10 protein-coding genes, 2 tRNA genes and 1 rRNA gene (1 of these 13 only partly in view) are annotated in these 24,902 nt (G+C 40.9%); 6 read left to right on the plus strand and 7 right to left on the minus strand.

The window, feature by feature from the left end; genetic code table 11:
* Positions 1 to 48: 48 nt before the first annotated feature.
* The 4 genes from FD725_RS14530 (at position 49) to FD725_RS14545 (ending at position 5,611) form a co-directional block, all read left to right on the plus strand.
* Complete coding sequence (locus FD725_RS14530) at positions 49 to 1,869, plus strand: ABC transporter ATP-binding protein (RefSeq protein ID WP_179048775.1); 1,821 nt, start codon at positions 49 to 51, stop codon at positions 1,867 to 1,869.
* A 376-nt stretch (positions 1,870 to 2,245) separates the two neighbouring features.
* A tRNA-Tyr gene (locus FD725_RS14535) sits at positions 2,246 to 2,328 on the plus strand.
* A gap of 60 nt (positions 2,329 to 2,388) precedes the next feature.
* Positions 2,389 to 2,460 (plus strand) — tRNA-Thr (locus FD725_RS14540).
* A 358-nt stretch (positions 2,461 to 2,818) separates the two neighbouring features.
* Entirely contained in the window at positions 2,819 to 5,611 is a 2,793-nt protein-coding gene (locus tag FD725_RS14545) for a pitrilysin family protein (RefSeq protein WP_179048776.1), read from the plus strand.
* A 120-nt stretch (positions 5,612 to 5,731) separates the two neighbouring features.
* Here the strand turns inward: FD725_RS14545 and FD725_RS14550 are convergent, their stop codons facing one another.
* Together FD725_RS14550 and FD725_RS14555 are read right to left on the minus strand one after the other, a co-directional pair.
* Complete coding sequence (locus tag FD725_RS14550) at positions 5,732 to 7,444, minus strand: diflavin flavoprotein (protein ID WP_179048777.1); 1,713 nt, start codon at positions 7,442 to 7,444, stop codon at positions 5,732 to 5,734.
* Between the two features lie 485 nt (positions 7,445 to 7,929).
* Positions 7,930 to 9,648, minus strand: a complete 1,719-nt coding sequence (locus FD725_RS14555; RefSeq protein ID WP_179048778.1) for a diflavin flavoprotein — start codon at positions 9,646 to 9,648, stop codon at positions 7,930 to 7,932.
* Between the two features lie 691 nt (positions 9,649 to 10,339).
* Here FD725_RS14555 and FD725_RS14560 point away from each other — a divergent pair.
* Complete coding sequence (locus FD725_RS14560) at positions 10,340 to 15,970, plus strand: ATP-binding sensor histidine kinase (RefSeq protein ID WP_179048779.1); 5,631 nt, start codon at positions 10,340 to 10,342, stop codon at positions 15,968 to 15,970.
* 308 nt (positions 15,971 to 16,278) lie between these two features.
* On the opposite strand, the gene FD725_RS14565 is transcribed toward FD725_RS14560, so the two are convergent.
* The gene (locus FD725_RS14565; RefSeq protein WP_179048780.1) at positions 16,279 to 16,641 is read right to left on the minus strand and encodes a hypothetical protein; all 363 of its coding nucleotides are present in this window, start codon (positions 16,639 to 16,641) and stop codon (positions 16,279 to 16,281) included.
* Between the two features lie 624 nt (positions 16,642 to 17,265).
* Here FD725_RS14565 and metH point away from each other — a divergent pair.
* Positions 17,266 to 20,802 (plus strand): methionine synthase, encoded by a 3,537-nt coding sequence (gene metH, locus FD725_RS14570; RefSeq protein ID WP_179048781.1) that lies wholly within the window; start codon positions 17,266 to 17,268, stop codon positions 20,800 to 20,802.
* Between the two features lie 281 nt (positions 20,803 to 21,083).
* Here metH and FD725_RS14575 read toward each other — a convergent pair whose 3' ends face one another.
* From FD725_RS14575 to rrf, 4 genes are all read right to left on the minus strand, one after another.
* Positions 21,084 to 21,503: a DUF2358 domain-containing protein gene (locus FD725_RS14575; protein WP_179048782.1), complete on the minus strand. Its 420-nt coding sequence runs from the start codon at positions 21,501 to 21,503 to the stop codon at positions 21,084 to 21,086.
* A gap of 158 nt (positions 21,504 to 21,661) precedes the next feature.
* Positions 21,662 to 23,497 carry a signal peptide peptidase SppA gene (gene sppA, locus FD725_RS14580; RefSeq protein ID WP_179048783.1) on the minus strand — a complete coding sequence of 612 codons (1,836 nt, stop codon included), beginning with the start codon at positions 23,495 to 23,497 and terminating at the stop codon, positions 21,662 to 21,664.
* A gap of 62 nt (positions 23,498 to 23,559) precedes the next feature.
* On the minus strand, positions 23,560 to 24,612 hold the full coding sequence (fni, locus tag FD725_RS14585) for a type 2 isopentenyl-diphosphate Delta-isomerase (protein WP_179048784.1): 1,053 nt from the start codon (positions 24,610 to 24,612) through the stop codon (positions 23,560 to 23,562).
* A 275-nt stretch (positions 24,613 to 24,887) separates the two neighbouring features.
* Positions 24,888 to 24,902 (minus strand): 5S ribosomal RNA (rrf, locus tag FD725_RS14590) (it continues 103 nt past the right edge of the window).

The following is a 24,902-nucleotide window of genomic DNA, read 5'->3' on the forward strand; positions in this document are numbered from 1 at the left end:
AGTATAAAAACTCTCGGCTAACGCTCGTGCTTTTGGGCAGTGTGCATCATGGCTAAATTTGGAGATATTCTCAACTATTTTCGTCCTGACTGGAAGCTGAGTCTTTTTAGTATTACAGCATCCTGCATATACGAGATTGTGGATTTGGTTGTTCCTTATGCGATTGGGCAGATTTTGAATGTTTTGTCTAATCAACCGTTGGATAAACCTTTAACAAGAGCGATCGCATTTTTTGCTGACTTGACTAATTATCCAGTTAGTAAATCTCTATCTTTAGGGGTATTGCTAGGGTTAATTTTCCTTGTCACCGTAGTCAAAGCTCCCACACAGCCTTGGCTAACTAGTTGGTTTCATTGGGATATAGCTCTGAGATCACGTCGGAATAAAACCCAAACTACAATCGAAAAAATTCTCACTCTTCCCTTAGAATTTTATGATGTAAATAACCCCGGACGGATTTCCGGACGAGTTGCTAGAGGTATTGCTAACCACACTTGGTCATATCCCGAAATGGCTGGACAATTGATTCCTAAATTGTTTCGGGTATTGGGAATTTTTGTATTTATCTTAGTCATTGAATGGCGAATTGCGATTTTGTATTTGATTTCCTTTGTAGTCATTCTGGGATTTAGCTTAAGAAAACTACAACGGTTAATATGGCATGAGAGCAAATTAGATAAATACTCTGAAGATACCGAAAGCCGTACTTCTGAATTAATTACTAATATCAAAACAGTCAAAGCTTTTGCCACAGAAACCAAAGAATTAAAACGCCAAACAGTCCGGTTAAATCGGGAAATCAAAGTAGTCGATTATCGCATTCACAAAGGTTATGTTAACCTGCTGACTTGGCAAAAAACTGTAATTCAGTTTTGCGTATTTATTGTTTTGGGATTGACTCTAGCCGCAACTGTAGATGGTAGGGTTTCTCTGGGTAATTTTGTCATGACTTTAACTCTTTCTAGCATGGCATATGCGGAATTAGAACCAATTAGTACCCTGGGAGAAGTTTTTGCCCGTCGTTATTCGTCTATGATCCGGTTTCATGAGTTTTTACAAGAACCCGTCAGCGATGATGCAGCCAGTGTTTTAGACAAAGATGATTTAATAGCATCACCTTATAAATTTACTGGCAAAGTTGAGTTTTCTCATCTGAGTTTTGGTTATGATCCTCACCGCAAAGTGTTAGAAGATATCAACTTGTTGATTGAACCGTATCAGACGGTGGCGTTAGTAGGACGTTCTGGTTCTGGTAAGTCTACCTTAGTTAAACTCCTGTTGCGTTATTTTGAACCACAATCGGGACAAATTCTGATTGATGGACAAGATATTCGCACCTTGAACGTAGGTAAGTATAGACGACGGCTGGCGATCGTTCACCAAGAAGTAGACGTTTTTAACGGTACTGTCTTAAGTAATTTGACATATGGTAGACCTGATGCTACCTTTGCCGAGGTGCAAGAAGCCTGTCGGATTGCCAGAGTTGATGAAGTAGTCCAACAACTACCCCAAGGTTATTACACTGTGGTTGGGGAACGTGGTGTGAGATTGTCTGGTGGACAAAGACAGCGTTTAGGAATTGCTAGAGCCTTGCTAGTAGAACCAGATGTGCTGATTTTTGACGAGGCTACCTCTAGTCTAGATTACGAGTCAGAACGGGCAATTCAATTAGCGATGCGATCAATTCAAGGAACTTGTACCACAATCGTTATTGCTCACCGTTTAAGTACAGTCCGGGAAGCAGATCAGATTGTCGTCCTCGATCAAGGAAAGATTGTGGAAGTCGGTAGCCACGACGAACTCTTACGTCATGAAGGCATTTACCGTCGCCTCCACTCCCTGCAAGAAACTGGAGAACTGATCAGTTGATAGAACTTACGCAGTGTAACTAAGTGTCAATAGTCAATGGTCAATGGTCAATGGTCAATAGTCAATGGTCAATAGTCAATGGTCAATAGTCAATGGTCAATAGTCAATTGACTTTGGACTGTTGACCAAATCAGTTACCAGTTAATCAACAAAAATCTTGGTACAAGCCCCCTTTCCGTTACCAGTTAATCAACGTTCACTGTTCACTGTTTACTATGCCACCCTCTTTTATGGTTTTTTAGTTCAGACCGTAAGTTCTAGTTAATTATTAGCAACAGGGTTCTGCCACAAACTCTGTTGCTCTCAGCAAAAAACTTTTCTTTTCCCCTTGCAATTTCCAAAATAGGCTGTTAATATTGTAAATCGTGGGACACACGGGTCGGTGTCCGAGTGGTTAATGGAGACGGACTGTAAATCCGTTGGTTTGCGCCTACGCTGGTTCAAATCCAGCCCGGCCCACCTGCAATTTTAGATTTTGAATTTTATTCAAGTTCAAAATCTAGAATTATCAAAAAATTCGCCCGTGTGGCTCAGTGGTAGAGCACACCCTTGGTAAGGGTGAGGTCACGAGTTCAATCCTCGTCACGGGCTTTCTGATTAATGGATTTGGTAGATAGTTTTATGCAACTAATAATTTAAGACTGTCATAAACCTGTCCTAAAGAATAATACATTATTACCAACTCTTCAGAGAGACGTTGCATTGTAACGTCTCTAGATAACTTATATGTATCATGATTAACGTGAAATGCTCTGAGACTCTGCACTTCATACCTTTTTTTGACACAGCTAGTCTATAAACTTTACACAAGTTAGCCAAGACGATGAGGGCGATCGCTCGTTACACTGATAAACGGTAATGAGTGGGAAGTGGCTAATGGGGAAATAGGAAGTAATTAACTTCTGACTTCTCATGCCCAAATTTGATAACTTAAAAATGTAAAACGCTTATGAAGCTTCGTTTATATATGCTGATAGGCTTTTTTCTTAGCCTCCTTTTGAGTATCTTGCCTGTAGCGGGTAGTTTCACCAATGCAGCAACACCTACACCCACGGTTGCACCTGTATCTGGTCTGTCCTTGACTCAAGGAGTACGTAAAAATTTATTAGATAATGGTTTAACAGTTCTTACCAAAGAAGTACATACAGCGCCAGTGGTGAGTGTGCAGGTTTGGTACAAAGTCGGCTCACGGAATGAAAAAAAGGGAGAGAATGGCATTTCTCACCAACTTGAGCATTTAATGTTTAAAGGTACTAGCGATCGCCCAGTCCAATTTGGCCGGTTATTTAGTGCATTGGGTAGTCAGTCTAATGCTTTTACCAGCTACGATCAAACTGCTTATTTTGGGACAGTGCAACGGGATAAACTGGAAGCACTGCTGACCTTAGAAGCAGACAGGATGAAAAATGCCCTCATTGGTGCAGAACAACTAACTAGTGAAAAACGGGTAGTAATTTCTGAGTTGCAGGGTTACGAAAATTCACCTAGTTATCGTCTAGATCGAGCAGTGATGAAAGCTGCTTTCCCTAACCGCGCCTATGGTTTACCTGTAGGTGGAACAAAATCAGATGTGGAACAATTCACACTAGAACAAGTACGTAATTACTATCAAACTTATTACAGCCCAGATAATGCTACCTTGGTAATTACGGGGGACTTTGACACTGCATCTGCCCTGAAGGTTGTTAAACAGACGTTTGGGAAAGTCCCTCGCCAAGAAAAGGTCAACACGGGGAATTTAAATAACAAAATTCCGCCAACTTCAGCAAATAAAACCAATCAAACGCCTATCGTGCTGAAACAGCCGGGAAGTGCTGCACTACTACATACAGTTTATCCCTTACCAGATGTCAACCATCCTGATGTGCCGGCAATTGATGTCATGGATGCCATTCTCACAGGTGGACGGAGTTCTAGACTGTATCAAGCATTGGTAGAATCTGGACTGGCTAGTTCAGTCAGTGGTGGTGCGGCGGAACTGATTGAACCTGGGTGGTATGAAGTTAACGCCACAGCAGCGCCGGGACAAGAGTTAGAGAAAATTAACCAAGTCCTGCAAAAATCTTTATTAGAACTACAAAAGCAACCTGTGACTGTTGCAGAATTGAATCGAGCGAAGACACAATTACAAGCTGTGTTTGTCTTGGGTAATCAAGATATCACCAGTCAAGCCAGCCAATTAGCCTATAATCAAACGGTAGCGGGCGACTATCATTATATGGAAAAATATTTGGCAGCGATCGCCAAAGTCACACCAGCTGATATCCAACGTGTCGCCAAAACTTATCTCAATCCTGCCAAACAAACCATTGGTTATTTTGAACCAACTCAACTAGATGGTAAACCCGGAACTTCTAGCAATGGTTCTGGACGGAATGTGGAAAATTTCAACCCCGGTAAGCCTGTCGATCCGGCAGAACTGGCTAAATTCTTGCCTCCAGCTACATCAACTACAGATAGTAACAAACAATCTTTACCACAACAGTTTTCTCTGACAAATGGTTTGCGTGTACTGTTGTTACCTGATCATAGTGTCCCCACAGTGAATCTGAGTGGACAAATTAATGCCGGCAATGAGTTCGATGGGAATCAACAAGCAGGACTAGCCAGTCTCACTGCTAGCAATTTATTAAATGGGACGCGGACGAAAAATGCTCTGACTTTGGCACAAACTTTAGAAGACAGAGGTGCTAGTTTAAGCTTTAGTGCTGGCAGAGAAGGTGTGAGTATTAGTGGTGAAGGATTATCTGCCAATTTGCCCATATTAATTCAAACCTTGGCAGATGTGTTACAAAATGCTTCCTTCCCCAAAGACCAATTAGAACTCAGTCGTCAAAGGGCATTAATTGGACTCAAAGCCCAACTAGACGATCCTAAAGGCTTGGGAAGACGGGTATTTCAGCAGGCAATTTACCCAGAAAATCATCCCTTTTATAGCTTCCCCACAGAAGAGAGTTTAAAGGGTATCAATCGTGACGCTGTGGTACGATTCTATCGGCAATATTACCGCCCAGATACCACAACGATCGCTTTAGTAGGAGACTTTGACCCAGTAGAGGTAAAAGAGTTACTCAATCAATCTCTCGGTAAATGGCAAGCCATCGGTCAACCACCAGTCTTGAAACTACCTAATGTGTCATCACCGACAACTGTGACACGTATTAACAAAGTGATACCCGGTAAAGCTGAGGCTGTGACTTATCTGGGTTACAACGCCATTTCTCGCAAAGATCCTCGTTATTACTCAGCACTGGTACTCAATCAGATTTTGGGTGGTGATACCTTAGCCAGCCGCTTGGGTACAGAAGTGCGCGATCGCCTGGGTTTAACCTATGGTATTTACAGTGGGTTTGCCGCAGGTGTGAATCCTGGCCCCTTCTTGATTCAAATGCAGACTGCACCAGGAGATGCAGATCAAGCGATCGCCAGTACAATTGCTTTACTCAAACAGTTACGTGAGCAAGGAATAACTGAGGCAGAATTAAACGCAGCTAAACGCTCAATTACGAATAGCTATCCTGTAGATTTGGCTAATCCTAGCGATGTATCGAGCATCATTTTAGATAATGCTGTCTTGGGTTTATCCACATCAGAATTGCGAGAGTTTCCCCAACGCATCCAAGCCGTAACTATGGCTAATGTCCAGCAAGCAATTCAAGATTTCATCAAGCCAGAGAATCTGGTAATTGTCACGGCTGGCCCTGGAAATATCGTATCCGAAGGCAGTTTACCCACAAAATGATTTGTAGAGACGTTGCAATGCAACATCTCTACATTTATAGGGATAACGTTTTACTCCCCTCTCCGTGTCGGAGAGGGGTTGGGGGAGAGGTCAAAAAAGATTTGTCGAACTCACATCACGTTAATAATGCGTACCTGTTTTCCGGTGATTCACCGCAGTTACATCATCTGGCTTGAGTAATTTACCATTGTCAACAGTAGCATAAACTACCCAATGGTCGCCACATTCCAGACGTTGACTAACTGAACATTCCACATAAGCTAGAGCATCAGCCAGGACTATACAGCCATTTTCAGCTTCCGTGGTGGTGAAATTGGCAAAGCGTTCTTCCCCTGGGGCAAAGCTCTTACGGAAATGCTTCATGTATTCCTGATGATTGCCTTCTGGGAGAATATTCAAGGCAAATTTACCACCAGGATACATGAGAGATTCGATCGCTCGTTCTTTGGCGATCGCTACGGTTAAACCGGGAGGGTTGAAGGTGGCTTGAGATACCCAAGAACCAAGCATACCCGTAGATACATCGCCTTGTTTGGCTGTAATTACACACACAGAACCAACAATCCGACCAACAGCTTGTTCTACAGGTGTTGCAGCTTGTTGGGGTAGGCGGATTTTTCTGGCTTTTTTCAGAGTTTGGGCAAAATCTGTCCCCACTTCTTCACAGAACTTGAGGGTAACATCGTCTGGTTTAAATTTGACCTTAAGAGTGTCAACACCAAAGCGATATCCAGCATCCCGCAGTTTACCTTCAATCATGTCTAAAGCTTCACCACTCCAACCGTAGGAACCAAACACCCCGGCTAGTTTGTTGTTGTCACCCACCTTGAGAACAATCCCCAAAGCAGTGTGAATGGGGGTAGGTGCATGACCACCAATGGTGGGAGAACCAATGAGAAAGCCATCAGCTTGTTCTAAATTGGTTTGAATTTCTTCGGGGCTAGCAAATTCGCAGTTGATAGATTTAACAGCTACCCCACCTTTAGTTAGTCCGAGAGCGATCGCCTGAGCTAAAGTGGCTGTATTACCATAAGCTGAAGCATAGAGCAAAGCCACAGAAATCTCTCGGTCTTTTTGGGCCACACTCCAGTCGGCATAAGCTTGAGTCAGTGCCATTAAACTGGTACGTACCAAAGGCCCGTGACCAACTGCATACATTCTCACTTGATAGTCAGAGATTTTTTCCAACGCTGCTTCTACATGAACAGCATGGGGAGCCATCAAACAGTTGTAGTAATAACGCTGGTCTTCTTTAAAAGATTCCCAGTTGTCATCAAACACATCATCACCGCAGATATGCGCCCCAAACAACTTATCTGTGTAGAGAATCTGGGTTTGTACGTCGTAAGTACAAAGTCCTTCCGGCCAACGGGGGCTAGGAATTGGTAAGAACTTCAAAACATGACCCTTACCTAAATCTAGGGTTTCTTTCCCCCGCATTGTTAATATCTTTAAGCTGTCATCTGGGAACGCTGCTTTCAGGTTAGCTGCACCAGGAAGGGAACAAACAAAAGTAATTTGGGGAGCCAGTTCCAGCAGTGTTTTCAGCGTCGGGACACGGTTGGGACTAAAATGACCCAGGATAACATAATCCAATTTTTTCAAATCAACCGTCTGCTGCAATGCTTGCAAATAAATAGCCGTGAAGCTTTCCCCAGGCGGGTCAATCACTGCTGTTTTATCACCTGCAATTACATAACAGTTAGAGGTAGTACCTCTTTCTAGAGCATATTCAATTTCAAACCGCAGACGTGACCAACTACGCGCTCGTAAAACTTTGGTATTCGTCGCCACAGGCAAAACTTGAACATCACGAGGCTTAGAATCGCTCATAGATTTTGTTTGAGGTTTGTTAAAAAAATGGAAAAACCGGGTAGACTTTGCCCAGTTTTGAGTGGATGCGATGAAGCGGCGGAAATCCATAGGTATTGGGGAGGAGTGAGGGAGTGATGAGTGCTGAGTGCTGTTAGCGGTAGCGGGGCGTTTAGCCCGTGCTGAGTGATGAGTGGAAGTCGCAAGTCATACCATTTCACTTTAATAATGATACAAATACGTGAGTCCGTCAGTCCGTCAGGGATTGTAAATCCCTGTCTCATAGCTAAAGTCCTCTCAAGAGGACTGAATATCAGAGTCCATTTTAATGGACTTAAGCTATGAGACTACCGTTTTAACGGTGGGCGGACAATACCCAACGAGTAAGCTATATGTATCAGGATTTTTGTGAATTGGTATCACAAGTCGGAGAGTGCTGACTAACGACTAGTGACTAACGACTAGTGACTAATGACTATTGCCTATTGCCTATTCCCCCCTATCCCCTAGTAATAATTGCCTACCTTCCGGTGACGTACGGCGGTGAGTCCATCGGGTTTGGAAACACGACCTTCTTGAACTGTGCAGTAAAGAATCCAGTGGTCGCTGCATTCTAGGCTACTTTGGACTTCACATTCCATGTATGCTAGAGCGTCTGTGAGGATGGGGGAACCGTTTTTGGCAATTTGGGTCTTGACACCAGTAAAGCGGTCTGCACCGGGATGTAGGCGCTTGAGGAATTGTTTTTTCAGTTCTTGGTAATTGCCTTCTTCTAAGACATTGAGGACAAAGCGATCGCCTGCTTGCATTAAGCTATCAATAGCCCGGTCTTTGGCAACGGCAATGGTGAATCCCAAGGGTTGTAAGCTGGCTTGAGCGACCCAGGAGGCTAACATGGCGCTGCTAACATCACCTTTTTTGGTGGTGACGATATACAAGCCGTTGCTAATTCGTCCCAATGCCTTTTCCATGTTGACATCGAGAGATTTGATTTGCTTGATGTTGCGTTCCCGTGTCAGCAATTGTCCCAAGTCTGTACCTGCTTCCGCACATAGTTGATATGCAGAGGCGCTGGGAACTTCTTTAATCCGAATCGCTGGGAAGGCTTCTTTCACACCCAAGTCGATAAATTTGCGGCGAATGGTATCAATGGGTTCGTCATCTCCCCCGAAACACTCAAACAAACCAACGACTTGTTTATCCTTGACTACAGATAGCAAGGAACTGATACTGGCTTGTGCTGCAACCGAGGTGGTGGGAGGCATACCAATGATTAAACCAGCTGCTCTACCTGCCAATTCTTGAATTTCTTGCAGTTCGGCAGTACTCAGATCAATCATTTCCACGCCGACACCAGTTTTTTGGATACCTTCAGCGATCGCTTGACCAAGTAGGTTGCTATATCCATAATCGGCAACGTAAAATAAGCCGACGGTGGTTTCTGCTTTGGCTTGTCTTTGACTCCAGCTTTGGTAACACTCGGTCAACACATCTAAATGATGGTGTAACAGTGGCCCGTGACCGTTAGCGATGATGTTAATCTTGCCTAATTCCCCCATCCGCTTCATCGCATTTAGCAGGGAACGGGCATTAGGCCCCATGAGACAGTCATAGTAAAATCTAAAGTCAGCTTCAATCGCTTCTAAATCTTCATCAAAGGTGCGTTCATCGCAAAAGTGCATCCCAAAAGCATCACAAGTGAAGATGGTTTGGGTTTTGTGGTCATAACTAAAGATGGTGTCTGGCCAGTGGAGGTTAGGCGCACTGACAAATTCGATTTCGTGACCTTTGCCTATATCAATGCGATCGCCACTCTTAACAATCCGCTTAGAAAAAGGATCGTGTACTAAACCCTCTAAAAATTGTAGAGCAATCTTAGAAGCTAAAACAGTCGCTCTTGGTGCTAATTGCAGCACATCTTCCACCAAACCACTATGGTCTGGTTCTGTATGACTGACAATAATATAATCAATAGCCTTGGGGTTGATCAGACCTTTGAGTGTATCTAAATACAGTTGGCGAAACTTCTGGTGAGAAGTATCAATTAAAACTGTTTGTTCGCCCCTAATTAGATATGAATTATAAGTCGTACCATTTTGCAGTCCGAATTCGATATCAAAGCGATCGCGATCCCAGTCTAGACAACGAATCGCTGTGGTATTTGGGGCAATTTCTACGGTTTGGACAGTTAACCGATGCTGAACATTTTCTGCGACCGCTACCATTATTAGTCGTCTCCGAGCGCAAATAAACAGTATTGTTTCTCTGCCCCCATTGTGCGACTAACTGCAATTTAAAGTTGTAATAAAAACGATATTTCTTAAAATTCAACTTGTAGCAATTATTGCTATTTTTTAGCCTCTTTTTTAACTTAATATATCTCCGATAAATTAAGGAAATTAGAAAGTATCATGTCTTAAATATTGATATTTCTTGGCAAAATTTAAATTCCCAAATATATCATACATAACTTATTTATCTTGGCAAGATTACCGTAATAAAAATCATAGATTTCCCACATTTACTAAGAAAGAAGTAGCAATAAAATTGTAGGTTGGGTGGAGGCTTTGCGTAACCCAACATTCTGATCTCTTCTGATCTCTGTTGGGTTGCACTACGCTTAACCTAACCTACGCCTTTTTAAATTTACTCAGCACGAGCTAAACGCCCCGCTACTGCTCTAAGCGCAGCCATGCCCGTTGGCGTAGCCTCTCGTAGAGAAGGGCTTTACAGCACTCAGCACTCAGTACTGAGATGGTAATTTCATCATTGACGAATATCTCGTGAACCCGCCCCTAGCGTTTTGTAAGAAATGCCAAATTAAGCTAACAATTTTCATATCTTATAAGTGATGATTATAGATTGCCGATGGGCATACTATTCCATATGGATAAAAGTGTGTGAGTATTAATGGCTATGACAGTATCATTAGATACAAAATTTTTCATTCCTGGTTATCATCTTACTGAACAAATTTACTCAGGTAGCAAAACTTTAGTTTATCGAGGCATCAGAGAACAAGATCAAATGCCCGTAGTGCTGAAATTAATGCGAAGTGAGTATCCCAGTGCTAATGAAATTGCCCAATTTCGCAACCAATATAACTTAGCCAAAAATCTCAACCATCCTGGTATAGTAAAACTACTGAGCTTAGATAACTACGCCAATAGCTGCGTGTTGGTGATGGAAGACTTTGGTGGGATTTCGCTCAAGGAATGGCAAGAGAGAAGCCCACTACCTCTCAAAGAATTCTTTCATATTGCCATAGCCACAGCTACTATTTTAGAGGGACTGCATAGCGATCGCATCATTCATAAAGATATTAAACCCGCAAATATTCTCATTAATCCCCACACACTTGAAATCAAGTTAATTGACTTCAGTATCGCCACCCTACTACCACGAGAAGTTCCTTGTATTGTTAATCCCAATGTTTTAGAAGGAACTCTGGCTTACATTTCTCCCGAACAAACCGGAAGAATGAATCGGGGTATCGATTACCGCAGTGATTTTTATTCTTTAGGTATCACCTTTTTTGAACTCTTGACGGGACATTTACCTTTCATCAGTAATGACCCAATGGAGTTAGTTTACTGTCATATTGCTAAAACGCCTAACACGTTGCAAAATAGGGCAGGAATTCCCCAAGCTATTGCTGATATTGTCATGAAACTTCTGGCTAAAAATGCCGAAGATCGTTATCAGAGTGCTTATGGACTCAGATATGATCTAGAAAGATGCTATCAGCAGTGGGAAAATATAGGAGATATTGTCCCATTTGAGTTAGGAACTCAGGATATATCCGACCAATTTCTCATCCCCGAAAAACTCTATGGACGACAAAGAGAAGTAGAAATATTACTCACAGCTTTTGACCGAGTTACCCAAGGGAAAACCGAAATGGTCTTAGTTGCTGGCTTTTCTGGTATTGGGAAAACGGCGGTAGTAAATGAAGTACATAAACCGATTGCCCGACAAAGAAGTTACTTTATTAAAGGTAAATTTGACCAATTTCAACGAGATATTCCTTTGTCAGGATTAGTCCAAGCATTGCGTGATTTAATTGCACAAATTTTAAGTGAACCTGATGCTCAAATTCAGCGATGGCAAACTAAAATCCTCTCAGTCTTAGGTGAACAAGCACAAATTATTATTGATGTTATTCCTGAATTGGAACTAGTCATTGGTCAACAGCCAAAGGTATCCGAACTTGTTGGGTGTGCTGCGGAAAATCGGTTTTATTTATTGTTACAAGAATTCATTCAAGTCTTTACTAGTAACAAAAGACCTTTGGTCATATTTTTGGATGATTTGCAATGGGCAGATACTGCTTCTTTAAAATTGATTCAACTATTAATGAGTCAAACAAAATCTTGTTTATCTATTGAGACAACAGAACAGGAAAACAAGGAAAATAGGAATATCTTATTAATTGGTGCTTATCGAGATAATGAAGTTTTTTCATCTCATCCTTTAGAGCTAACTATTCAGGAAATCTACAAAACAGGAGCAACAATTCATACTATAACTTTGGCTCCTTTAACGCAAAATGATCTAACTAATTTGATTACTGATGTTTTGCGTTGTCATAATACTTTGACAATTCATCTGAGCCAAATTGTATTTAGTAAAACTCAAGGAAATCCCTTTTTCATCCATCAGTTTCTCAAGTGTCTCCATCAAGATCAAATCATCAGTTTTAATCATCATCTTGGTCATTGGCAGTGTGATATGTCCCAGATCAAGACTTTGGCATTAACAGATGATGTGGTTGAATTTATGAAAATTCAACTGATGAAATTACCACCATCAACTCAAAAGGTTTTACAATTAGCTGCTTGTATTGGTAATCAATTTGACTTAAATACTCTGGCTATTGTTTATGAAAAATCTCTGGGAGATACAGTTGCAGACTTGTGGATAGGTGTTGTAGAAGGCATAATTTTACCGCAAGCGGAAGTTTATCGATTATTAGATCAAGACTATAAATCTGAAGAGCAACAGTTAATAGGTAACTCCTCAACAGTCAACTGGGAAAATAAAGCCTCGACTCATGCTAATTATCAATCATCCAAGTGTCAATTTATTCACGATCGCGTCCAACAAGCAGCCTATAATAGCATTCCCGAAAATCATAAGCAATCTATTCATTGGCAAATCGGGAAATTACTTGTAAATAATACACCAATCACAGAAAGAGAAGATAAGATTTTTGAGATTGTTAATCAATTAAATATAGCGATTCCGTTGATTCTCAATCAGCCCTATGACATTCAATCCATCATAGAGGAGCGATATAATTTAGCACAGATGAATCTAATTGCTGGCACTAGAGCTTTAGCCTCAACAGCTTATTTAGTTGCTATCAAGTGTTTAACTACTGGTATTGACCTGCTAACAAATGATAGCTGGGAAAATCACTATCAACTGACTCTCGATTTATATACAACAGCAGCCGAAGCAGCATACTTAAACGGCAGCTTGTCACAGATGGAAAAATTTATCGAAGTAGTGCTACTAAAAGCAAATAATATTTTAGACACAGTGAAAGTTTATGAGTTGAAAATTCAGGCTTATGGTTCACAAAATAAAGCACTGGCAGCTGTGGATATTGCTCTAAATTTTGTCAAGTTATTAGATGTAAATTTCCCTAATAACCCAACTCCACTAGATATAGAGAATAAAATGGAGACAACTCGCAATTATCTAGCTGGGAGACAGATTGAAGACTTAATTCATCTGCCCAAAATGACAGCAGCAGAACCATTAGCTATCATGCAGATATTATCTAGTGCTGTGACATTTTTCTATCAAGCTGCACCAGAAATCATGCCTTTAGTTTGCTTTAAACAAATAAATTTATCATTACAATATGGTAATTCTCCCCTTTCAGCATTTGTTTACGGTATCTATGGATTTATGCTTTGTGGAGTCATGGGAGATATTGACTCTGGATATAAATTTGGCAACTTGGCTTTAAATTTAGTTGCTAATTCTCATAACTTGGCAGCTAAAACTAAAATCGTTGCCACCTACAACTCTCATATTAGTCATTGGAAGGAACACATCAAATCAAGATTCCCATATTTTTTAGAAACTTACTCTCAAGCTTTAGCTGTTGGTGATTTGGAATTTGCTGCACTCTCACTGCAAAACTATACTTTATCTGCTTATTTTAGTGGTAGAGAACTTGCACAGTTACAACCAGAAATTGCCAAATATAGTAATTATATTAGCCACATCAAACAAGAACGGGTATTATTATGGAATAATATTTATCACCAAACAGTTTTAAATCTATTAGGCGGGAGTGAAAATACTGGTGATTTAACAGGTGAAGCTTATGATGAAGCCCAAGGATTAAAAATACATTTAGCCGCTAATGATGGCATAGGTCTATTATATTTATATTTCTGTAAAGCTCAAATTCATTACTTGTTAGCTAACTATTATCAAGCAAGAGAAAACATCCAACAAGCAGAAAAATATTTACATGGTGGCTTAGGGAGTGTAGTTTTCCCTCAAGTTCATTTTTATTACTCACTAGTAGCTTTGGCATTGTACGATGAGACTGCTGCATCAGAACAACAAGCAATACTGAATAAAGTAGTACTTAATCAAGAGAAAATGCAGCAATGGGCGCATCATTGCCCCATGAATTACCTACATAAATTTTATTTAGTAGAAGCAGAATATCATCGAGTTCTAGGTAATTTTCTGATTGCTATGGATAATTACGATCGCGCTATTACACTCGCTCAAGAAAATGAGTATATCAATGAAGCAGCACTTGCTTATGAACTAGCAGCAAAGTTTTACCTAGAATTGGGTAGATATAAAATAGCTCAAACTTATTTAACCGACGCTTATTATAGTTACAGTCGTTGGGGTGCTTTAGCTAAAGTTGCTGATTTACAAACACGCTATCCCCAATTACTCACATTAATTATTCAGCAGGAAAAACTGAAAACTCAACCTATTAGCCATAATATTACAGACTCCATAACTAATACTCTGTCTCAACCTAGTACTCATGCAACTGTCCTCAGTTCACATACTAGTATTTCCGATCTGTTAGACCTAGCTACTGTAGTCAAAGCTTCACAAGCACTCTCTGGAGAAATTGAACTCAAGCAATTGTTGTCTACATTGATGCAAGTTGTCATGGAAAATGCTGGTGCTTCCAAATCAGTTTTGATTTTGAGTAAAGGTGATAAATTAAAAATAAAAGTTGCGGCTATTAATAGCAGTGAAAACTTTGGAGAAATTCAAACAACCTTTCCATCAGAAAATATAGAACTAAGTCGAGAAGTGCCAAATAATCTGATTAATTATGTTAAACGTACCAGAGAAATTTTTGTCACTGACGATGCTAAACAAATTAATTTTCTTGCTAGCGATCGCTACGTTATTGAGCAACAACCCCAGAGTCTATTGTGTATTCCCATTGTCAATCAAGGGAAATTCTTGGGTATCCTGTATTTAGAAAATGATTTAACGACAGGAGCCTTTACGAGCGATCGCATCGAAATTCTCAAACTCCTCACTACCCAAGCAGCGATCTCTCTAGAAAATGCTATCCTCTACGAAAATTTAGCACGAGCAAATCAAGAGTTAGAAGAATACAACCATACTTTAGAAGCAAAAGTAGAATCTAGAACCCAAGAATTACATGAAAACAATCAACATTTACAACAAGCATTGCAAAATTTACAATATACGCAAACTCAACTAGTACAAAGTGAAAAAATGTCTTCTTTAGGGCAAATGGTAGCGGGAATTGCTCACGAAATTAATAACCCCATTAACTTTATTCATGGTAATATTAGTCATGCTAGTGAGTATGTTAAAAGCTTACTAGAACTAATGGCTATTTATCAACAAGAATATCCCCATCCTGCAGCAATCATTGAGGAAAAATCTGAAGAAATAGATATAAATTTCTTAGTAGTGGACTTGCCCAAAATTCTCGATTCTATGAAAATGGGTAGTACGCGCATTCGTAACATTGTCATTGGCTTACGCAATTTCTCACGTCTGGATGAATCCGACATGAAACCTGTAGATATTCATGAAGGAATTGACAACACCCTGATGATTTTGCAGCATCGAATCAAGTATAAAAATGACCGTCCAGAAATTACAGTCATTAAAGAATATGCTCAAATTCCCGCAGTCAATTGTTATGCTAGTCAAATGAATCAGGTATTCATGAATATTCTCAGTAATGCTATTGATGCTGTAGAAGAGTCAGTGTTTAATCATCCGCTAACTTACAAGCCGACAATTCGCATTTGTACTGAACTAACAGACTCCCATAATTTACGAATTCGCATCATTGATAATGGGTTGGGAATCAAGGAAGCAGTAAAACAGAAAATTTTTGACCCATTTTTTACTACTAAACCTGTGGGTAGTGGTACAGGTTTAGGTTTATCAATTAGCTATCAAATTGTTGCTGAAAAACACAAGGGTACTTTAAGCTGCAATTCTACTCTTGGTCAAGGTACGGAGTTTGTGATTGAAATTCCCGGCGTTGCTGAATAAATAGATAAATTTTAGAGGATGTTTGAAAAGCCTCTAGCAATGTATCAAATACTTTTAGATCCCTCAAAATCCCCCTTTTTAAGAGGGATTTTGATTTCGATTCCCCCCTTTTTAAGGGCAGGGCTGTTTCATTCCACAAGAGTAAGAAGTTTGTCAATATGATGAGAGATAAATCTTTGGGCAACTGTGATGGAATGATAACCATTTCGACGCAGTATGTTGAGAGCAATTGCTCTCAAGAAAGAAAGATTTGCTGGAGCATTCATTGCCCAGACGGATTGTGGAACTATCTTTTTTGAAAACACACCCTAACCTCTAGCCTCTAATTCATCTGTAGGCTCAATTAACTTGAATCCCCAAGGCTTGAGAGCAGCGATCGCTAATTCTCTATCGACACCTTCGTAAGCCTCCCATTCATGGGGGTGTTCTTTGGGGTGTCCTTCGCCGACGTTACCTGCAACTTTAATCACCGGAAAGTTAGCCACGCGATCGCGTTCTAATCCTTTTGGCAAAGCTAGTTGGATTTTATGACCGACAAATTTGGATACACCAGAATTAGCTACAGATTCACGGATTAGACAAATATCACCAGCAATCCCCCAAGTCGTTGGGTAGATGTAGAGAAACGATATGTAGGTTTGTGGTTTAATGGCTCTTTTGAGAACTTTCATGAACTGTAATCCTTGGACGCAAAGTAAAAAATTATTGAAGTATTTTCTATAGCTGGCTACAACTATTTTAATTTCGCAACTCTCAATAAAAATAGCGTTTATGCCGTTTTGGTCGCAATCGTGCGGAAAATTCCGCTTAGAGAAACTTTGTCTACAACAGCATCAGTTAACTCTAACCCACAGCCTATTAGTATAGAGGCTACTTTACACTGTCGCGCTAACATACCCTACCAATCTTGCCAAATTTTGATCAGGGACACCACCGGAAGCTAGGCCAATACCATTTCACGTTAATCATGATACACATAAATTATGTAGAGACGTTGGTAAGAATTCAGCACCCAGGAGTCAGAAGTCAGAATTAATCAGGGTTCAGGAATATTAGCTTACTCATCAAATATGAGAATTTGAACGATTCTACTCCTGTATTCTGACGGATGTATCCTGACAGAGGTGGCAATGCAACGTCTCTACTGTTTACATTTAAAGGAAATTGGTATAACGTCTCTCCTCAACATACTTGGTTAAATTAAAAGCTAACGACACTCTGAGAATCATGGAAAATAATAGATGAAGTCGAGTATTACAAGACTCACTGCATTTCCTCATTTCTGCTAGGAAAATATGACTCATCCTTTCCTTGAACGCCTACATAGTCCCAACCACTCAGTTATCGTCTTTGACGGTGCAATGGGAACTAACCTGCAAACACAAAACCTGACTGCTGAGGATTTCGGCGGTGCAGAGTATGAAGGTTGTAACGAATACTTAGTTCATTCTCGACCTGAAGCCGTCGCTAAGGTTCACCGCGATTTTCTGGCGGCGGGTGCGGATGTGATCGAAACTGATACATTTGGCAGTACGTCGATTGTCTTGGCAGAATATGACTTGGCAGACAAAACATACTATCTCAACAAGAGAGCTGCCGAATTAGCTAAAAGTGTGGCGGCAGAATTTTCCACACCCGAAAAACCCCGATTTGTGGCAGGTTCCATCGGCCCCACAACTAAACTGCCAACTTTGGGACACATTGACTTTGACACGATGAAAACTGCTTTTGCGGAACAAGCCGAAGCATTGTTTGATGGTGGAGTAGATTTATTTATTGTCGAGACTTGTCAAGATGTGCTGCAAATCAAAGCGGCGCTCAATGGCATTACCGAAGTCTTTGCCAAGAAGGGGGAACGGATACCAGTGATGGTATCGGTGACGGTCGAAAGCATGGGAACAATGCTGGTAGGTTCAGAAATCAGCGCTGTGTTGACGATTTTAGAACCTTACCCTATTGATATTCTTGGTTTGAACTGTGCGACTGGCCCAGACTTAATGAAACCACACATCAAATATTTGGCTGAACATTCGCCATTTGTGGTTTCTTGTATTCCCAACGCTGGTTTGCCTGAAAACGTTGGTGGTCAAGCACACTACCGCCTGACACCGTTAGAATTACGGATGGCATTGATGCACTTTGTTGAAGATTTGGGTGTCCAAGTGATTGGGGGTTGCTGTGGGACACGTCCAGAACACATTCAACAATTGGCAGAAATTGCTAAAGACTTAAAACCAAAAGTTAGGCAGCCCAGTCTAGAACCGGCAGCAGCATCGATTTATACCACACAACCCTATGAGCAGGATAATTCCTTCTTGATTGTGGGTGAACGGCTGAACGCTAGTGGTTCCAAAAAATGCCGCGATTTGCTGAATGCGGAAGATTGGGACGGACTAGTATCAATGGCGCGATCGCAAGTCAAGGAAGGCGCACACATTCTTGATGTCAACGTCGATTATGTGGGACGTGATGGTGTGCGGGATATGCGTGAATTAGTCTCACGGATTGTTAATAATGTCACACTGCCGTTAATGCTCGACTCGACCGAATGGGAAAAAATGGAGGCGGGGTTAAAAGTTGCTGGTGGTAAATGTCTCTTAAACTCCACCAACTATGAAGACGGGGAACCACGTTTTCTCAAAGTTCTAGAGTTGGCGAAGAAGTACGGCGCGGGTGTAGTTATCGGGACAATTGACGAAGATGGCATGGCGCGGACGGCTGAGAAAAAGTTTCAAATTGCCCAGCGTGCTTATCGTCAAGCTGTAGAATATGGGATTCCTGCTCATGAGATATTTTTTGATACTCTAGCTCTACCGATTTCTACGGGGATTGAAGAAGATCGGGAAAATGGCAAGGCTACTATCGAGTCAATTCGCCGCATTCGCCAAGAATTGCCGGGATGTCACGTCATTTTAGGTGTATCAAATATATCTTTTGGTTTGAGCCAAGCAGCCCGGATTGTCTTGAATTCAGTGTTTCTCCATGATGCGATCAGAGCTGGTATGGATGGGGCGATCGTTAGCGCTAGCAAAATTTTACCACTATCTAAAATCGCAGATCACCACCAAGAAGTTTGTCGTCAGTTAATTTATGATCAACGTCAATTTGAGGGTGATATCTGCATCTACGATCCCTTAACGGAATTAACCAAACTATTTGAGGGTGTCACAACTAAACGTAATAAAGGCGTAGATGAAAGCCTACCCATCGAAGAACGTTTAAAACGCCATATCATTGACGGTGAACGTATCGGTTTAGAAGCACAACTGACAAAAGCTTTAGAAAAATATCCTCCTCTAGAAATTATCAACACCTTTCTTCTAGACGGGATGAAAGTTGTCGGTGAGTTGTTTGGTTCAGGACAAATGCAGTTACCCTTCGTATTGCAATCTGCGGAAACCATGAAAGCGGCGGTAGCCTATTTAGAACCCTTCATGGAAAAATCAGCATCGGGTAACAATGCCAAAGGTACTTTCATCATCGCTACGGTGAAAGGCGATGTCCACGATATCGGTAAAAATCTAGTAGATATCATCCTCTCCAACAACGGCTATAAAGTCATTAACCTGGGAATTAAACAATCAGTAGAAAACATCATTCAAGCTTACGAACAGCATCAAGCTGATTGTATCGCCATGAGTGGTTTGCTGGTCAAGTCTACTGCTTTCATGAAAGAAAACTTGGAAGTTTTTAACGAAAAAGGCATCACAGTTCCAGTCATTTTAGGTGGTGCAGCCCTGACACCCAAATTTGTCCATCAAGATTGTCAAAACACCTACAAAGGTAAAGTCATCTACGGTAAAGATGCCTTTTCTGACTTGCATTTTATGGACAAATTAATGCCAGCCAAAAAATCTGATAATTGGGATGATTGTCTAGGCTTCTTAGATGAAGTAGAAACTGAAAACTCAGAAATTCCTAAGCAACAGTCAGAAACGCTAAAAAACCCACTCAGCACTCACCACTCAGCACTGACTACTGAAATTGACACTCAACGTTCTGAAGCTGTAGCCATAGACATCGAACGTCCCACACCGCCATTCTGGGGAACCAAATTATTACAACCTGATGATATTCCTTGGTCAGAAATATTCTGGTATTTAGATTTACAAGCTTTGATTGCGGGACAATGGCAATTCCGCAAACCAAAAGAACAATCTAAGGAAGAATATCAAGGGTTTTTGGATGAGAAAGTCTATCCAGTTTTAGAAAATTGGAAACAGCGAATCATTATTGAAAACCTCTTGCATCCCCAAGTCATTTATGGGTATTTCCCTTGTCAATCTGAAGGAAATACTTTGTATATTTACAACACAAATAATCCCAATGCCAAAGAAATTACTCAGTTTGTATTCCCCAGACAAAAATCATCAAGGAAACTGTGTATTGCCGATTTCTTTGCACCAAAAGAATCAGGCATCGTTGATGTCTTTCCCTTGCAGGCGGTGACTGTGGGAGAAATTGCTACAGAATTTGCACAAAAACTGTTTGCGAATAATCAATATACTGATTATTTGTATTTTCATGGTTTGGCAGTGCAGGTAGCAGAAGCACTAGCTGAGTGGACACACGCCAGAATTCGCCGTGAGTTAGGTTTTGGTGCTAACGAACCAGATAATATTCGAGATGTTTTAGCACAACGCTATCAAGGTTCACGGTACAGTTTTGGCTATCCTGCTTGTCCAAATATTCAAGATCAATACAAGCAGTTAGATTTGTTGGCGACTAACAGAATTAATTTGTATATGGATGAAAGTGAACAACTTTATCCAGAACAGTCTACAACAGCAATTATCACCTATCACCCAGTAGCTAAATACTTCACTGCTTAGAATATTATCCTCTTTTCCTAGCAAGTGACGATACAGTATACTTAAATCCTCCTTCACAAGGGGGATTTTTAACAGTGAACAGTTATCAGTAAACAGTTATCAGTCAAGATAATTGGGTTTAAGTCCCCCACTTTAACAGTGAACAGTTATCAGTGAACATAATTGAATCAGCGTTGACTGATAACAGATAACTGATTTAAATCCCCCACCATACGCCTTTAGGACTCTTCACTGATAACTGATAACTGATAACTGATAACTGATTTCATAATCGCTGCTACTTATCCTTTTTGCCAAAACTGGCGAACAATTGCGCCTGGTTGACGATCCCAAGTATCTATATGCTCATAGATTAAATTATCTGGGTTGAGTTTATAGGTTGAATAACCATTGAAAAAAATTTGCGCTTTCCAAGGAACACGTAATGTTCCTCTCACTGTCCATTTAGCTAAAATTATGTCTTCATCTGTATGACTAACTTCATGTAAATCAAAGTATATTTGTGTAAAAAATAGCCGCGCGTGAAATCTTAAAGTCCAAAATATAATGCGGTAGTTAAATTTACCTTTAAATTGATTTACTGGATCTCTAAAATATATATCATTTGTATAAATATCATAGGATATATCCTTCTCAAACAGTGTTGGTAAATCCTGTTCTAGAGTTGTGATTATTTGTTCTATTGCTAGTTGAGATTCCACAAAGTTTATCCCAATTTTCTCTCATATTACCGAAGTCCAGAGGCTGTAGGGGTGGGTTAACGAGATATTCGTGAATGATTGAAGCTTCCTTTGTGAACCCGCCCCTACCGTTTTGTGAGAAATGCAGGGTATTGTCCCTACCGCATTGTTGGAGATGTCTAATCAATATTTAAGTTGAAAGGTAATCTGGCATAAATACCTTGAGGATCGTTCATTCTTTGAAAGATGGCAATTTCTTGTTCTAGTTTTTGGAGTTCAGTTGTCAAAGGATTTTTAGATTGAGAGGCTATTTTTTCTATCCCTAAAGCGGTACTAATTTCTTCAACAGCTTGCCCAAAAAACCGTTCTTCAAAAGTGCTTTCTTTGGGATATTCTTTTAACTGCCAATCTTTATCTAGTTTGCCTGCTTTTGCAGCGTATTCTATAGCCGCATCCAAACCGCCAATTTCATCGACTAAACCGATTTGTTTAGCAGCGACACCAGACCAAACTCTACCTTGAGCTATCTCTGCTACTTTTTGTTCTGGTAATTTTCGACCTTGAGCGACTTTGTTAATAAATAAATTATAAATCCGATTGACGCTACGTTGGTAAATTGCTAACTCTTGGGGTGATTTTGGTCGAGCAATAGTTTGCGTGTCAGCATAATTGGCTGTTTTGACAACATCCCAGGTAATACCATTGTCATTGGCTAGTTTTTGTCCATTGAATAAAATACCAAAAACACCAATAGAACCTGTAATGGTATTGGGTTCGGCAAAAATGCGGTTAGAGTCGCTAGCTATCCAGTAACCACCGGAGGCGGCGACATCACCCATAGAAACAACAACAGGTTTTATCTCACGAGTTAGCCTGACTTCTCGCTGCATCACCTCAGCTGCTGAAGCACTCCCGCCAGGACTGTTAATTCTTAAAACAACTGCTTTAATATTTTTATCTTGTCTGATTTTATTGAAGATTTTGGCAAAGCGATCGCCTCCTACTTGCCCATCTTCTCCCTTACCATCAACAATATCACCCTCGGCATAAACTATGGCAATCTGATTGGGCGAATTCTTTTGTCTAGAGCGATTTTTACCAGAAGATTCAGCATATTTACTCAGACTAATTTGTTTAAATGTATTGGTTTTGTCGTCACTACCTGTGATTTTTTTTAAATCGGCTACTATTTGATCGTTGTAGACTACCTGATCTACTAAACCGTTGGTTTTAGCAGCTGTTGCTTCTAATAATGCCTGATTATCAGCGATCGCTTGCAAGTTTTGCGGGTTAATTTTCCGGCTATTGCCTACTGTAGTCCGCCATTCTGACCAGACATCATTCAACAATTGCTGTGTTTGTTCGCGGTTTTCTGGACTGAGTTTGTCTAGCACATACTGTTCCACTGCTCCCTTGAATTTGCCGACTCGCACCACCTGCACACCAATGCCGTATTTTTGTAATGCGCCAGCGAGGAACATGGGTTGACTACTCAAACCGTTGATTTCCATTGCTCCCAATGGATTCAATGCCACGGTATCTGCAACGGAACTGAGATAATATTCTTTCTCACTCCAATCCATACTATAGGCAATGACTTTCTTACCCGATTTGCGAAACTCTTCTAAAGCTTTGCGAATTTCTTTGAGGGAAGCATAACCAAGGGTACTAGCTCCGCCTGCTCTTGTACCATCTAGATAAACAGCGACAATACGCGGATCAAGTCGGGCTTTTTCTAGACTATCGAGAACACTGCGAAGTGTCATTCGTTCTACTTCTACACCGGAAATTCTATTTTGTAGTTCTTCGCTAGCAGAGGGTTCTCTATCGGTAATATTCATTGCTAAGTCAAACACTACCACTGACTGATCTTTGACTACTGGCCCTGTCTCTTTAGAACTAGCAGCCGCAAACAACAGTAATAAAAGTCCTGTAGTCCCAACACCAGCAAAAATAATCAGTCCTAATAAAGTCCCTACCAAGCTGGCAAGAGTTTGTTTAAAAAAGTTAGTCATTAGTTATTAGTTATTAGTCATTAGTCATTGGTCATTGGTCATGGTGATGACAGCAGACTTATCTATTGTAGACTTTGTAAAGTATTTGAGTGTTTTAACTGTTGCAAAGTAGTGTTGCCGGTGCAAAATAATACTGTGATGATTTCGGCAATTAATACTTCAGCTAAGTCATGCAACGCGGCTGATGATTCTACGGCAGCTTGGAGAAAGGGCATAGCCAAACCAGCAATATCCGCCCCTAGTGCGATCGCTTTAGCTACATCTAAACCATGACGCAAACCACCAGAAGCAATCAGGGGAACGTGGGGAGCGATCGCTCTTACACCAATAATACACTCTGCCGTCGGTAAACCCCAATCAGCAAATGTTCTCCCCAAGCGCCGTTGCAAAGGATTTTCCGCCCGTTCCCCTTCTACCTTTGCCCAAGAAGTACCCCCTGCACCAGCAACATCAATTGCTTGTACTCCTGCATTTATCAGCTTTTCTGCCATTGTGGCTGAGATGCCATTGCCTACTTCCTTCGCAATGACCGGCACTGATAATTGACTGCATAATTTATTTATCTTGTCAAGCAATCCTTGAAAGTTAACATCACCTCTTGGTTGAATGCACTCTTGTAGAGGGTTGAGGTGTAAAATCAAAGCATCTGCCTCAAGCATATCGATGATTCGCAGACATTCATCCAAACTGTATTTATAGTTAAGCTGCACCGCCCCCACATTGGCAAACAGCAACACATCTGGTGCATACTTGCGGATAGCAAAAGTATCAACTACTTGGGGTTTTTCTACCGCTACTCGTTGGGAACCGACACCCATTGCTAATTTGTAGTTTTGTGCGACTTCAGCTAAACGCTCATTAATCATTTTCGCTTGTTCCGTTCCCCCAGTCATAGAAGAAATCAACAACGGTGCATTCAGGCGTTTACCGAAAAAAGTCGTGCTGATATCAATGTCATTGCGGTTGATTTCGGGTAAACAACAATGGCTAAAACGATAGCGTTCCAGTCCATTGGTGATTTCGTGACACTGCACGTCTTCCTCTAAACAGATGCGGATGTGATCTGCTTTACGTGATTGGGTTTGGGCTGATGGGTTGGTAGTAGGTGCGTTCACTGGTGGGTATACTCAAAGCCTGCGATCACTATTGTGGCAGGGTTAGGTATTGTATGCCAAAGAACCAGAAAACGTAGAAGGCAATAGTTGAGATTCAATTGCCGATAAGCAGTATCTACGGAGTGCTGCAAAAAAGCGATATTCTGTCTCCATCTCAGCAAAAAACCCTGTTGAAACTAACGGAGGTTAATAGGAAGGAGAAGTACCAAAGAAATAAAGGATAAAAACCAAAAGCCCCTGGAGACGTAGAGTCAAGGGGCTGATGAGAAAAGAAGACCTGGCGAAGAGCG

The sequence above is a fragment of the Nostoc sp. TCL26-01 genome, assembly GCF_013393945.1.
GTDB lineage: Bacteria > Cyanobacteriota > Cyanobacteriia > Cyanobacteriales > Nostocaceae > Trichormus.

Excerpts from the sequence above, each read along its gene's own strand:
- FD725_RS14565 (WP_179048780.1), bottom strand. The coding sequence starts at position 16,641 with ATGAAAGTTCTCAAAAGAGCCATTAAACCACAAACCTACATATCGTTT.
- FD725_RS14545 (WP_179048776.1), top strand. The coding sequence starts at position 2,819 with ATGAAGCTTCGTTTATATATGCTGATAGGCTTTTTTCTTAGCCTCCTT.
- sppA (WP_179048783.1), bottom strand. The coding sequence starts at position 23,497 with ATGACTAACTTTTTTAAACAAACTCTTGCCAGCTTGGTAGGGACTTTA.
- FD725_RS14560 (WP_179048779.1), top strand. The coding sequence starts at position 10,340 with ATGACAGTATCATTAGATACAAAATTTTTCATTCCTGGTTATCATCTT.
- metH (WP_179048781.1), top strand. The coding sequence starts at position 17,266 with ATGACTCATCCTTTCCTTGAACGCCTACATAGTCCCAACCACTCAGTT.
- FD725_RS14555 (WP_179048778.1), bottom strand. The coding sequence starts at position 9,648 with ATGGTAGCGGTCGCAGAAAATGTTCAGCATCGGTTAACTGTCCAAACC.
- FD725_RS14530 (WP_179048775.1), top strand. The coding sequence starts at position 49 with ATGGCTAAATTTGGAGATATTCTCAACTATTTTCGTCCTGACTGGAAG.
- FD725_RS14550 (WP_179048777.1), bottom strand. The coding sequence starts at position 7,444 with ATGAGCGATTCTAAGCCTCGTGATGTTCAAGTTTTGCCTGTGGCGACG.